The organism is Paenibacillus sp. GCM10027627, assembly GCF_042675505.1.
GTDB lineage: Bacteria > Bacillota > Bacilli > Paenibacillales > Paenibacillaceae > Pristimantibacillus.
In genome coordinates, this window is record NZ_JBHTHB010000001.1 from 1,343,728 (window position 1) to 1,357,122 (window position 13,395).

General features: G+C 36.3%; 16 protein-coding genes. 2 read left to right on the forward strand and 14 right to left on the reverse strand.

Features of this window, described 5'->3' with window-relative positions; genetic code table 11:
* Positions 1-111: 111 nt before the first annotated feature.
* On the reverse strand, positions 112-1,044 hold the full coding sequence (gene sucD / locus ACFQZE_RS06245) for a succinate--CoA ligase subunit alpha (RefSeq protein WP_379355540.1): 933 nt from the start codon (positions 1,042-1,044) through the stop codon (positions 112-114).
* A 62-nt stretch (positions 1,045-1,106) separates the two neighbouring features.
* Positions 1,107-2,267 carry an ADP-forming succinate--CoA ligase subunit beta gene (gene sucC / locus ACFQZE_RS06250; RefSeq protein WP_379354752.1) on the reverse strand — a complete coding sequence of 387 codons (1,161 nt, stop codon included), beginning with the start codon at positions 2,265-2,267 and terminating at the stop codon, positions 1,107-1,109.
* 343 nt (positions 2,268-2,610) lie between these two features.
* On the opposite strand from sucC, the gene ACFQZE_RS06255 reads away from it, so the two are divergent.
* Positions 2,611-3,300 carry a magnesium chelatase domain-containing protein gene (locus ACFQZE_RS06255; RefSeq protein ID WP_379355542.1) on the forward strand — a complete coding sequence of 230 codons (690 nt, stop codon included), beginning with the start codon at positions 2,611-2,613 and terminating at the stop codon, positions 3,298-3,300.
* Positions 3,301-3,330: 30 nt separating this feature from the next.
* Here the strand turns inward: ACFQZE_RS06255 and ACFQZE_RS06260 are convergent, their stop codons facing one another.
* The 5 genes from ACFQZE_RS06260 to ACFQZE_RS06280 form a co-directional block, all read right to left on the reverse strand.
* Entirely contained in the window at positions 3,331-4,989 is a 1,659-nt protein-coding gene (locus tag ACFQZE_RS06260) for a recombinase family protein (protein ID WP_379354754.1), read from the reverse strand.
* A 299-nt stretch (positions 4,990-5,288) separates the two neighbouring features.
* Positions 5,289-5,945, reverse strand: a complete 657-nt coding sequence (locus ACFQZE_RS06265; protein ID WP_379354756.1) for a hypothetical protein — start codon at positions 5,943-5,945, stop codon at positions 5,289-5,291.
* 176 nt (positions 5,946-6,121) lie between these two features.
* Positions 6,122-6,385 carry a hypothetical protein gene (locus ACFQZE_RS06270; RefSeq protein ID WP_379354758.1) on the reverse strand — a complete coding sequence of 88 codons (264 nt, stop codon included), beginning with the start codon at positions 6,383-6,385 and terminating at the stop codon, positions 6,122-6,124.
* A gap of 31 nt (positions 6,386-6,416) precedes the next feature.
* A complete protein-coding gene (locus tag ACFQZE_RS06275) occupies positions 6,417-9,593 on the reverse strand; it encodes a PHP domain-containing protein (protein ID WP_379354760.1) in 3,177 nt (1,058 codons plus the stop codon).
* A gap of 68 nt (positions 9,594-9,661) precedes the next feature.
* Complete coding sequence (locus tag ACFQZE_RS06280; protein ID WP_379354762.1) at positions 9,662-9,901, reverse strand: hypothetical protein; 240 nt, start codon at positions 9,899-9,901, stop codon at positions 9,662-9,664.
* A gap of 41 nt (positions 9,902-9,942) precedes the next feature.
* Between ACFQZE_RS06280 and ACFQZE_RS06285 the strand changes: the two genes are divergently transcribed.
* Positions 9,943-10,536 carry a hypothetical protein gene (locus ACFQZE_RS06285; RefSeq protein ID WP_379354764.1) on the forward strand — a complete coding sequence of 198 codons (594 nt, stop codon included), beginning with the start codon at positions 9,943-9,945 and terminating at the stop codon, positions 10,534-10,536.
* A gap of 41 nt (positions 10,537-10,577) precedes the next feature.
* Here the strand turns inward: ACFQZE_RS06285 and ACFQZE_RS06290 are convergent, their stop codons facing one another.
* From ACFQZE_RS06290 to ACFQZE_RS06320, 7 genes are all read right to left on the reverse strand, one after another.
* Positions 10,578-11,336, reverse strand: coding sequence for a hypothetical protein (locus ACFQZE_RS06290; protein ID WP_379354766.1), 759 nt, complete (start codon positions 11,334-11,336; stop codon positions 10,578-10,580).
* Between the two features lie 148 nt (positions 11,337-11,484).
* Entirely contained in the window at positions 11,485-11,793 is a 309-nt protein-coding gene (locus ACFQZE_RS06295) for a hypothetical protein (protein ID WP_379354768.1), read from the reverse strand.
* A gap of 24 nt (positions 11,794-11,817) precedes the next feature.
* Positions 11,818-12,018, reverse strand: coding sequence for a hypothetical protein (locus tag ACFQZE_RS06300; RefSeq protein ID WP_379354770.1), 201 nt, complete (start codon positions 12,016-12,018; stop codon positions 11,818-11,820).
* A gap of 39 nt (positions 12,019-12,057) precedes the next feature.
* Positions 12,058-12,447 (reverse strand): hypothetical protein, encoded by a 390-nt coding sequence (locus ACFQZE_RS06305; RefSeq protein ID WP_379354772.1) that lies wholly within the window; start codon positions 12,445-12,447, stop codon positions 12,058-12,060.
* On the reverse strand, positions 12,422-12,667 hold the full coding sequence (locus tag ACFQZE_RS06310) for a hypothetical protein (RefSeq protein ID WP_379354774.1): 246 nt from the start codon (positions 12,665-12,667) through the stop codon (positions 12,422-12,424). The genes ACFQZE_RS06305 and ACFQZE_RS06310 overlap by 26 nt, the downstream gene beginning before the upstream one ends.
* Positions 12,668-12,700: 33 nt before the next feature.
* Positions 12,701-12,892 (reverse strand): hypothetical protein, encoded by a 192-nt coding sequence (locus ACFQZE_RS06315; protein WP_379354776.1) that lies wholly within the window; start codon positions 12,890-12,892, stop codon positions 12,701-12,703.
* A gap of 247 nt (positions 12,893-13,139) precedes the next feature.
* Positions 13,140-13,280: a hypothetical protein gene (locus ACFQZE_RS06320; RefSeq protein ID WP_379354778.1), complete on the reverse strand. Its 141-nt coding sequence runs from the start codon at positions 13,278-13,280 to the stop codon at positions 13,140-13,142.
* Positions 13,281-13,395: the final 115 nt, after the last annotated feature.

The window sequence follows — 13,395 nt, forward strand, 5'->3', positions numbered from 1 at the left end:
AGAATGCAAGTCAACCGTAAAAATAGACTCCATGCCATGCAAAAAGGCAACCTTCCGAACACCTGCAAAAGGTGATCTAAAGGTTGCCTACCTTATCGAATTTAGCTTCGATTATTTAATTGTCGTACACTTTTCCAAAAGGCCTTTTTCTTCAAGCACACTTACAAGAGTCGAGCCCATGTCGGAAGGTGTCGGAGCTACTTTGACGCCGCAAGCCTCAAGCGTAGCGATTTTTTCTGCCGCTGTGCCTTTGCCGCCGGAGATGATCGCGCCAGCATGACCCATCCGCTTGCCTGGAGGCGCCGTTGCGCCGCCGATGAAGCCAACGACAGGTTTCGTCATGTTCGCTTTAATCCACTCAGCCGCTTCTTCTTCAGCCGTACCGCCGATTTCGCCGATCATGATTACCGCATAAGTGTCCGGGTCATCGTTGAAACGGCTCAAAATGTCGATAAACTCGGAACCTTTAACCGGGTCACCGCCGATGCCGACAGCGGATGATTGGCCGATTCCGCGAGTTGTAAGCTGGTGTACCGCTTCGTAAGTGAGCGTTCCGGAGCGGGAAACAACGCCTACATGTCCTACGGAGTGAATGTAGCCCGGCATAATGCCGATTTTGCATTCGCCTGGAGTAATAACGCCTGGGCAGTTAGGTCCGATCAGAACCGTTTTGCTGCCGTCCATGTAGCGCTTCACTTTGACCATATCCAGCACTGGAATGCCTTCAGTAATACAAATTACGAGGTCCAGCTCAGCGTCTACCGCTTCCATAATTGCGTCTGCCGCGAAAGCTGGCGGAACGTAAATAACGGATGCGTTGGCGTCTGTTGCTTTTTTAGCTTCTAGAACTGTATTAAAAACGGGAAGGGAAACGACGGAGCCGTTTTCCAGCGTAATGTCGACATTTGTGCCGCCTTTGCCTGGCGTAACGCCGCCTACCATTTGCGTGCCGTACTCCAATGCGCCTTTTGCATGGAACAAGCCTGTTGCGCCTGTAATGCCTTGAGTAATTACTTTTGTATCCTTATTGACCAAAATACTCAACTTCACTCACATCCCCTGATTGTATTCGTATGCGTATCGTCAGCCGCATGAGCCGAGCGGCTTTATTTTACGAGTGCGACAATTTTTTGCGCGCCGTCGGACATCGAGTCTGCTGCGACAATGTTCAGGCCGGATTCGTTAAGAAGCTTTTTGCCAAGCTCCACGTTTGTTCCTTCCAGACGAACGACAAGCGGACGGTCCAGACCCAGTTCTCTGGCAGCGGCAATAACGCCCTCTGCGATAACGTCGCATTTCATGATGCCGCCGAAAATGTTAACGAAGATGCCTTTTACTTTTTCGTCAGACAGGATGATTTTGAACGCTTCCGTTACTTTCTCTTTTGTAGCACCGCCCCCAACGTCAAGGAAGTTGGCAGGGTCGCCGCCGTAGTATTTAATAATATCCATCGTTGCCATCGCAAGGCCGGCACCGTTAACCATACAGCCGATGTTGCCGTCAAGTGCAATGTAGCTAAGGTCGAATTTGGACGCTTCGATTTCTTTTGCGTCTTCTTCTTCCAAGTCGCGCAGCTCAACGATGTCTTTGTGACGGTAAAGCGCGTTGGAATCGAAATTCAGCTTCGCGTCAAGCGCCATCACATTGCCGTCGCCTGTAACGACAAGCGGATTGATCTCAGCAATAGAACAATCTTTTTCTACGAATGCCGTATATAGAGCCAGCATGAACTTAACGGCTTTGTTAACCAGCTCGCCCGGAATATTGATCGCATAAGCCAGCTTGCGCGCTTGGAATGCTTGCATGCCGACAGCGGGATCGATGACTTCTTTGAAAATTTTCTCAGGGGAATGCTCGGCCACTTCTTCGATTTCCGTGCCGCCCTCTTCGGATGCCATCAACGTTACACGGCCTGTGCCGCGGTCAAGAACGACGCCGATGTAATATTCTTTTTTAATATCGCAGCCTTGTTCGATCAGAAGACGTTTTACTTCTTTGCCTTCAGGACCTGTTTGGTGCGTAACAAGCACTTTTCCTAGGATTTCGCTCGCATAAGCGCGCACTTCATCCAAGCTTTTTGCTACTTTAACTCCGCCCGCCTTGCCGCGTCCGCCGGCGTGGATTTGCGCCTTTACGACAACGACAGGTGTTCCGAGCGCTTCTGCCGCCGCAACAGCTTCGTCAACGGAGAATGCAACTTTCCCCTCCGGTACGACTACACCATACTGCTTCAGCACCGCTTTGCCTTGATACTCGTGGATATTCATTGTTGAAATCCTCCATTTCACAGACTCGAATCAGTCATATGTACAAAAACCTTTTTTATTGTAGCACTTTTCCTTGTCCGATACCTTATATTTCTCTTTGAAAGCGCAAACTTTTTTGATATGGATTTCATCTCAAAATGAGATTAAAGCCTGTCACGCCAAGTAGTATAGCCTAAAGTGGATGAAATAATCGCCCTTTTTAAGGCGTCGTTGACAGAACACTAAGCGGCCGATATGATGTAGACAATTGGTTTTTGTTCCAAATTACTTATAAAATAAACAATTGGGAAGCACCTTCATTGTGGACAATCAAAGTCGATGGAGGTGTTTTTTTGTGTTTAGCATGACTCATAGCGCAAGCGTAGTAGGTGTGGAAGGCCGAAACATAGCTGTGGAAGTGGACATCAGCAGCGGGCTTCCCCAAGTGTCAATCGTAGGATTGCCTGACCCCGCCGTGCGGGAGTCGGTTGAGCGGGTACGCGCCGCGCTGAAAAATAGCGGCTTCTCTTTTCCGATGGACAGGATTACGGTCAATTTGGCGCCCGCCGATATGCGCAAGGAAGGAACCGCTTTCGATTTGGCCATTGCCGTTGGCATCTTAACGGCAAGCGGACAATTGGAAAAGGAAATGATGAGGGATACTTTGTTTATTGGCGAGCTGTCCTTGAATGGGGGCATCAAGCCAGTACCAGGTGTGCTCGCCATGTTGGAGCAGGCGAAACGGTCAGGAGCAGGCCGCGTTCTGCTTCCTTTAGGCAACCGCAGGGAAGCGGATTGGATTTCAGGGCTTGATGTTTATGTTCTGGGCCACTTGCGGGAGCTGCGGCCGCAAAAAGACGGGCCTCCTTATTGGGATCAGCTGCGTGAGGCTGCGGCCTCTTTCGAAACCGAAGCTTCCGAAGCATGGTCCATAACGAACCAAGAGGCGATCCAAGTCGAGCGAGAGGATTTTGCCGACATTGTCGGCCAGCATCAAGCCAAAAGGGCCATGCTGATTGCCGCCGCAGGCAAACATAATATTTTGGCATTATGATACATTGTCATGCTAAGTTCTATAAGTACATCATTTATAAAATAAGTTGTTAAACAATGCAAATTCATAGGTTACTATCGACTCAAGCCTTGATGATTTGCGTTTATCTTTTTTTGTAATAAATTCAACTGTTTTTTCTGAAACAGTGAACCGCGATATAAGTTCTATAATCTCTTCTCGGCTGTATTTACTCTTAAGTGACATAGAACTTATCTTCGAAATCTTTTTTTCAGTTTCGTTGATTAGCTTAAACACATCTTCATTAGTCTTAGAAAGTTCAGAAATTTCGTTTTGCAAGACCTCTCTTCTTTCATCAATGTCTAGTTTCATTTCATCTAGTTGCATTTCATTATAAGTGCCTTTAACAAATAATTGCATTAATCGCGACTCTTCATTATTCAATGAAGCCATTTCGAGATTTTTAATTTTTACTTCTTCTTCAGAAGGACTATCAATGCGATTAAGTAGTTTATTAATTTGATTTTTGAATTCAGCAATCTGTTTTTCCTTTTGTGATACAAATACAGCAATTAGTCCATTTTCGGCTATATCATCAATATGCTTGTATAATGTTTCCTCTTGGACATTGATATTAGAGCAAGCACTTGTCCCTTTTTGTTTCTTTAAAGAACAATTGTAAAAAGCTCTTTCTACATCAATATTGCGCGTATAAACACTGCCACACTTTCCACAATATATTTTTCCTGCAAACTCTGATTGACCTCTGTATATACCTTTTTGATTTATATGATTTATTTTACTAGCACGAATTTCTTTGCATTGGTCAAATAATTTTTTTGAAATTATGGCAGGCACGCGATTTTCATGGACAAACCATAAACTTTTATCTTTAACAGTTGGAGTTTTCTTGTTAAAGATTGCTCCAGTTTCATACTTATTGCGAACTAAAGTTCCATAATATTTTTCTTGGTCTAGCATTCGTTTAATGAAAGATGGCACAAAGTCTTTACCTTTCCTAGACTTTACTCCTTCTTCACTAAGCTTTTCCAATATTAGGCGAATTCCAAAACCTTTTGCGTATAGATTAAATACTTTACGAACAATCTTTGCTTCCTCTTCTATGATTGTCAATTGTTTTGTATCAGTTGAATAACGATACCCATAAATATTTTTTGTTGTTTGAATTACTCCTTTTCGAGCTGACTCTTCTTGCCCAAAACGAACTTTAGCTGATTTGTCTATACTTTCTTGTTGAGAAAAATTGAGAAACAAGTTAAGCATAAACTCCTTTTCTATACTATCGAAAACTAGATTAATGTCCAAGAAATAAACAAAAACATTTTTTTTGAGTAATTCGCGCAAAATATCAATAACTAATACATTCCTAGCAAAACGACTTGTGTTTTTAACAAAGATACAATTAAACACAGGTTCACGACGGCTTGCCACAAATACTGACTTTTTGGGGCTTATTTTTGTCTCATCGAGTCCTGCATCATAAAGCATTAATGAAAATTCTTCACGTCTATTTAACGAAGTTCCACTGATACCTCTATCAGCATAAATACGATAAAGTGAAAATCCTTCTTTCATCGATATTTCCCGCTGGAAATAAGATTGTTGATTTTTGTATGAGGTTTCCTGTTCCTCAGAGCCTGTACTTACACGACAATATGCAACTGCTTTTATTGTTTGATTTGTATTTGTATCATTAATTATTTTGAACACATAAATCCCCTTCCCTAATCATGATATTGTTTTCATAACAAAAATGATACCATTATCATGGCAATGATGTCCATTAAAAAAACGCCCACATGTTGGCGTTTTTTAATATTCTTAGGATTTTGAAGTTTCTATTATTTCGTGTGTGTCATCATCATATTTTATAATTGTATAAATTGAGCTTGGTGTTTCAATGTTATATTGAAGAGTTATAAGTTTTTCTTTAATCTCATTTGTTAGTAGTGTTAGTAGTTTTTCTATAGCACATTACTCCTCATAATTATTGTGTAACGAATCATTAATTAAAGGTAGGCATTTATTAGTTCTTCCATCTCATCTCTCACTTCGATTAATTTTTCTCTACTAATATATTTGCGACTTAAGCAAAACAGTGATGAATCTTTTACAAACTTTTTTATGTCGTACTTATAATTCACTTTTTTAATTCTACTATTAATTCTCAATCCAATTGTTTGACAATCATCTCTATTCAAACCTGATTTACCTGTTTCTTTTGCAAACTTCATAAAATCTCTTATATGTATAAAAAATGTTTCATTTTCAAATTTCAGTTTCTTGGTTGATCTTGGTCTGAAATTAACAACAAATCCTGCAATTACACCTTCTATGTCACATGCATTCAAAAGTGATTTAACCTGATTTGGTTTGATCATTACCTGTGAAGTAGTTCCTTCTGGCTTCTCATCAGGACTTTTTGGATAAAAGCTTACACCTGTTCCAGAAGTACTTTTCAATTCCAATAGCCAAATGAATGGCATTTGAAATTGTAATGCATCAAACGGATTTTCTGGCGTAAATGAAGATTTATTACCTCTATTCCACTTTGCTGAATCTTTTAATCTCAAGTAAAAAATAGGAATCTTTGAATAGCTCTCTTTCCAATCTTCTTCAAATTTTTTACCTGCACTAGTTTTACCTTTACTTTTACTTTTCCTCATTGCACACTCCTCTGAGTCTAGAATCCACATAATTATCAATTCTACTATTATGAAATGTTTTGATTTTTTCTTTTTGTTCTTCTGTAATTAGACCATGCTCTAAATAAATATTGATGTATCCTATTAGATAATTTTGAACTGAATACATAAAATTCATTTCTGACTCAACCATGAATTTATCCATTTGAAACACCTGTTTTTGTTGTCCTTCCTTTCAAAATTGGACTCATTGACCAAAGAGATCCAATTAAATCTGGATTCCTTGGTCTTTTATTAGATTTATATTTAATACTTTTTATTGATATTTTATTTCTATTGAAATGTTGCTCTGCTGATTTTTCACTTCTGAATGAAAGTGTGATTTTATCACCTGAGTTATCTATGTAAGTGAGATACAGTTTTTTGCTTGTTTTTGTTTTCTTACTTGCTAAATTTGACATGATTACTACCTCCTAATGTTTTGTGTGTTGTCTAATTACAAATCGTACAACCAACAAGCCATGGTTCAATGTCTTCAGTTTCAATAAAGTCACCATTTCCATCTGGTTTCTTTTTATTTTTCAGTTCAATATTTAAATTCTTGATTAAGTATCCAATCTCAAGACCACTCTTTTTAAACAACTTTTTGTTCATCTTGATGATTTCTTCTTCTCCATTTTGAAGATTGTAGACAGTTAATTTTGGAGAATATGTTGTATCAATCTCTACAATTACGCCATAATACTCATTCAAGTTTTCATACTTAAGATCAGAGTACCCCATGACTTCCTTCTGGAACATAACAAGAGTTTGTGGAGGCAAATCTTTCTTCAGAAGATTTTGTTTAATTTCAGACTCAGTAGTTCTCAAGTTTTCAAGACGTTTAATTTTAGTTTTTTCAACATACGTCTTCTTGTACTGATCTTTCCCAGATGAGAATTCATTAAAAATAGATACAAGTTCATTTGTTCTGCCAAACTCAGAGAAGTAATTCAGACGAATTAGAATCTCGATATTCCTAATATTAAGACAAGTTTTTTCAGTTAAATAAACCAGTAAATCAATGAATGTTTCGAATAGTTTATCTTTAGCATCGAACAAATCTTCGGCAACGTTTGAACTCATGAATTTGATGCTAGACAAATCTGCAAAAATCGTATTGTTTTCTTCATCTGCAACAAATCCCCTATTATCTTTTCTAAATTTAATACCTCCATCAATAATGTTAAATGCTTTCTTCATTTCTGTTTTAAGTTTAGCTATTTTTTCTTTATTGTTTTTTTTCTCAGTAAAATGCCTCAACATAGTCTCATAGAAATAGATCGGATAGTGACTTTTAAGATATGCACCATATGCAGAATCGAGTGCTACAGAATAAGCATGTGAAGCATTAAAACCGTAGTCTACTGAATCCTCAATAATTGTCCAAACCTTCTTACTCATCAACGATGCTTCTTCTTGACTTGAGTTTTGTTCAGAAATAATTCTCTTACTAAATTCTTTTAAGAATCTTTCCTCGAGAGGTATGACTTCTTCTGGCTTCTTTTTGCTTATTGCCTTGATAATTCCGTATGTTTCATCACTTGGGAATTCAGCATATGCCAGAGTCGCCATCATCTGCTCTTGATACAATACAAATGAATTTGGCATTTCTTCAGTTTGCAAAATTGAATCAAAGTTTGGAATGTTATAAGAAAATGGCTTCCTTGATTCGAAAATAGAGTACATGGACTTAAATGATGGTCGTATTGCTGCGATAAAAGCTGTAAGCTCCGAAATATTCTTTGGTTTATATTTTTTTACTTTTTGGGTTGTTGAATACTTTTCAACTTGGTTGATTCCAATTGTATATCCGTTTTCGTAAATATCCCATACTTTTTGATTGTCTCTAATAATATCCAAGAGTTCTTGTTCAGTATGCACTTCTATTCCAATTCGTTCATAGATTTTGTAATTCAATTTAACCACATCTACTTTAAGGAGATCATTTTTTAAAAACTTAAATTTTTCAGCAATGTCTCCATCCATAAGTGCTGCAAGAACTTCTTTCCCTGTTGACTCACTCTTTAGTTTTATTAGGCCAATCTCTTCTTTAATATCACCTTGATAAAGAAGGTATGCACAAGGATGCGGTTTTTTGTCAGATATGATACCACTATATTTTTCACTATCTTTAATTAATCCATGATATTTTCCATCTACATAATCATAAACGTCAATCAAATCTTTCTCGTCATCCTCAGCATACTTCAAGTCCTTTTCATAATCCTCAAGCTGTTTTGAAATTATATTAGCAATTTCAAAGTCAAGATTCTTTGCCCTTGCATACATTTTAAATGCTGATTTCCTCTTAAAAGTACCAAAAGCCATCATTGGGTATGAATGACCTTCTCCTAAAATTTTCTCTTGTGATTTTGCAAACACTTCTACATTTCCAAGATTAAGATCTAAATCAGGAAGAGATTTTGTCTCCAAAATCCGACTCTCACTAATAAATCGTTCTGGATATAGCTTAACTGGCGCTGTTACTCGATTAACTTTTGAGAATCCTAACAGAGTATTGGTATAGAAAGATACCCCAGATCCTCTTCCTGTAGATGTTATTTGACCACCATTTGTAACAGCATCTTTAACAATCTCATAATCTAATAAGAAGTAGTCAGCCATACCTGTATTAATAATAACTTGGCCTTCCTTTCGGATCTCTTCTAAGTGTTGTCCATGTTGTTCTCTTGGTATTTTTTCTCTATGTATCTTCCATTGCTGGTTTAGAAGTTGTTTATATTTTTCATTTTTTTCTTCCTGAGTTAATTCAGGATAGATCGAAGGTAGCTTGATATCTTTACTGAATACTTTAATTTTGTTCTCATCATAATCATCAAAATCTAGAAATACATGTGTATTCTTAATTGCAGTTTTAATCTGATCATTGGTAAGGACACCTTGTTCTTGGAATCGTTTAAATAGTGTTTCTCCATCTGGATAGTCCATGTACCAACCAACTTCATCTTCGTAAAAGATTTTGCTTGCCGCTAATACATCATCACGATCTGCACTTTGTTCAGGGTAAATGAAGTGGCTATCACACCCTGCTATAAGGTCAATATCATACTTTTGCGACAGTTCAAGAATCCTTCTATGTAAATTTTTCTGTGGCTCAGTATTATGTGCTTGTACTTCAAACATAAAATTCTTACCGAAATATGACTTGAATTTTTGAACGATTTCTTCTATATCTTCATAATGCCAGAAGGCTATGCAAGCACTTGTTATGAATACCTCGTTAGGATCAAGTGTTGAAAGCAAGTTCAGATCAACTCTTGGTCTGTAATAGTAACCACTAATATTAGCCTCAGACAGAATACGATTAATGTCTCGTCTGCCTTTTTCCGATTTTGCAAATAAACAGATATGAGCATTTGTTTTATCCTTATCAAACCTATTCTTAACCCAATATGCCTCTGTCCCAAAGATGAACTTGAGTCCATTTTTTTTAGCCACGTCATATGTATTGAGATAACGTCCCTGATATCCATGTTCAATGCTTGCTAATATCTTATGATCAAGTTCCTTTGATCGATGTACGTAGTCCATAATGGTTACGGGGCTATCAGGAACGTATATGTTACTTTCATGGGTGTGCTTATGGTAATTGCAGAAGAAACACAATTTCCTACACTCCTTTCATAATTTATTCAATCCAATTAAACTATCATTTTATTTTCATATTTTAATTATTAACTTCCTATTTCAATTGATTTTTTTAATCTATCTGTTAACTCAATTCCATTTTGAAAAAATCTCATACCATTTAATAATTTATCATCCTTCCATGTCTCCATTCGATACGCAAATTGACCCTCATCTAGTGAACTTAATCGTAGCACCTCACTTTCAACATATTTCATATCATTTGATTCAATAATATACTCTTCATAATCAGCAAGATCGTAACGCTCAACTTTATAATTGTACATTCGATACCTCTTCTCTATAATAAATCAAGGAGGTGAAACTATTGCTTAATGTAAAAATCTCAATAGATAATGGAAATGGCAAAAAAGCAGAATTAGAAATTAATGAAGTAAATAATGAAACAAAATTACTTATCATTCAAAAAGTATTTAATTTATTTGGTGTAGATACTGATGTTATTGAAATGACATCAACTTATCAAAAAGTTGGTGATGCATATACTTCATTCTTCTCACAAGTTGATTCAATGGGAATAGAAACCAAAGAAGAATTACCACAAAAAGATGTTGATGAGATAAAAAAAGAGTTAATTAATGGATTAAATGAACATAAAAAAGAATTAGAAATCACTTATAAAGAAACTAGAGATCAGCCTGAATTTGTTCACACAGGAATTAAAATTAGAGAAGATGGAACAAAGCATTATCGACTACATTACAAATGCATTGCTTGCAACAATAAGGCATCACATTACATTCCTGAATATGCAAGATTGACTTACTGTCATAAGTGTTCACATAAAATGATTGTCTATCATGCTCATCCAGATGGGTTTCCTAATCGAGATACGTTTGGAAATTTCTTTAGGGCTGGCGAGTTTAAGGATCGGAATCTAAGTTGGAGTATTAAATTTTGATATTATTTATTTAATATCTACAAGGAGGGGAATCCCCTCCTTTATTTATTCTCTTTTTTATCCTCAACAAATTTTTGAACATTAAATTCTCTAGAACGACCAAACGAATCTGAAATGAATGCTCCTCTTCTCTTTTTGTGCCCCCATGTTGAACCTTCCTTGTAAACTGGATCTTTTTTGACCTTACCTTGTGGTCTTGTTACTGGAATTGAGTCTGGACTCTCCCAAAGCTTCAGCAGCCATCGTACATTATTTGAATTGGAGAACATCTCTTCTTTTCTGCTCCCAAATACAATTTCTCCTAATTGATCAACATTCGGATCTCGTGTTCCAGTTAATACAAAGTATGTCTTCATAGCTTTTAAAAACTCGTTTAAGTCTGTAAATTCAGGCATAGGTATCATTACAAGCTTCACTAAGCCTCTTATTTCATCTAGCAATTGTTTTTCTCGTACAAAATTTTTCAAAATCGCTTTGCCAGACTCAACATCAACATTTCCTTTTATTAATCCAAACCTGATTATGCAAGTTGATCCAACATGCAAAGTTACATTTGTATGAGGATTATGTATAACAAAGTTACAAACCAAATGAGGGTTGTTACACAATCCACAGACATTTGTAAAATCTTCTGAAGTTTCATCAAGAGCATTGATTAACTCCCATTCAGATTTTGCATCATCATATTTTTGAGAAAGACTATGTGATAAAACTTTGTCAATTTGATACTGCTTTGGATCGGAAAGTTGTTTCTTGATGTCAATTTTGATTCTGGACTTTTGCTTTGTGCGACTCTGCAATAATTTGTACCTCCGAACGTATATTCTATTGGTTCCTGATTCCAATATAACATAACGCTCATCAGTATATCAACATATATGTATTTTCTGTTATCTAGAGATAAAAAATAACTATATCTTGTGATCGTTTGAAGAAGAAAATCAAATTTTATTTATTGTGTTCATCTCCAGTTTCTTTAATCAGATAAATTCTCCCTCGTTGTTCAATGATTTCATACTTTGTTGCATTTAGAACATATCCATCCTTTAAAATTACTTCATGTTGAATTTCAGTGCCTGTGTCTACCATTAAAGATCCAAAAATCAGTGCACCACCAATGAGAAGAGGAAGTATTCCTGCACCCTCCTTCTGTTCTAGAAAGAGGATCCCAATTATCAATAGTATTACTCCAACAATAAAAATCCAAAATGGTACAGATGATGATGTTTCAGTTGTAACTGTATTTAAAATCTCCATTTTTCACCTCATAGAATTAATGTTTCATAAGCTATGCTTAAATATGTATCTTAAAAACCAATACAAAGGGGATACAAATAAAGCCATAAGCATAACAATGATCATTTGACCATCGAATTTATTCTCTTTTGTTTCAACAATAACAAAATCATTGATGTAGAAAATTAATGACCATACACCAATTCCCAAATAAAGAACTGAAAAGATAATTAATAAAGTGATCATTTTAATTATCACCTCCTAATTCTTCAAAATTTAAGGTAATCAACATGGCATAGCAGCTCTTTGAGTAAATGAATAACAAAATTTTTCTGCTACCTGATGATCGGAATCTTCCATTTTAGTCATACGTTTGTAGCAAGAATTGGCTAACGAAAACTCGCCTTGGATATCATAATATGTATCTTTAATTTTTGTGACTACATGAGATAGAATAAAATCATTTCCGTCTACATCTCTACGATTTTTATTACTTTGATAATCAACTTTGTAAGCTTCTGCTTCAGGAAAAACCTGTTTTAAAATCTGATATAGTCTATAGCAACCACCATTCAAGTAAATTTCTTCTGTGATTTCAAAAGCTGTTATCTCACTTGTAGATTTTCTTCCTTTTAATAGTTCAATAAATTCAATTACATTTTTTATCAGTGTCACCTCTTCTCCCGAAGATTCTGAGTATCTCATCACTTGATTTATTATCTAATTTATACGAATTAATGATCACTTCTTTCCATTCATCAGGCAGATTACATTTCCCTATTTCGACTGCTGATAGATAGGAAGATGATACTTCAAGTTTATTTGCCATGTGTTTAAGCAATTCATCATTATCAATTCTAAGTTTACGAACAAACTTTCCAAATTCGGTTAGCAATTGATCTCACTGCCTCCTTATAAAATACATCATTTATTGTAAGTCCATATACTTAACTTTTCCGACGAAATCATTGTCAGTTAACCATTTAGCTCCATTCTTCTTTGCAAATTTAATTTCGCAAACATTGTCTTTATTGCTTGCATCAGCAGCATACATAAACCATTCATCACTCAAATTAAACTCTTCTCTTCCTCGTAGCTCAAGCTTTCCCCACAGATCCATTAATTTCACCTCACGAAATGTATATTTTATTTGAATCGTTTTTTGTACTTAATACTTATTGTGTATTTGTGCCTGATTAATGGATTGGTACATCTCACTCCGTATCCATTAAGTTTGTAGTCATGGTCTTCCACAAGTTTCTTCTTAAGCTTCCAAAAATGCCTCCATTTCTTATGAATTGGCGTTGCATAAACAGTTATATGAGACAATGATTCACCCACTTAATGTTTAGTTGTTTAATTTTTTCTTAGCGAAATAATCTTTTTTTTATTTGACTTGCTTTGATACGATTCTCCCCAATTGGTTCTTCTACAGTTCCGCCACCGCCTGCAATTGGTGCATAGTACATTTCCATATTCTCATGCTCACAATTGCTGTCCTTGCCCATCTACTCCAACACTCCTTCGGATTCCCAGTCTTTGTAGCACTCTTTGCACAAATCATCGCTACCAATCACATATTCCCGTCCCATTTCCACTCATTGATTGTTTTTCATAATACCC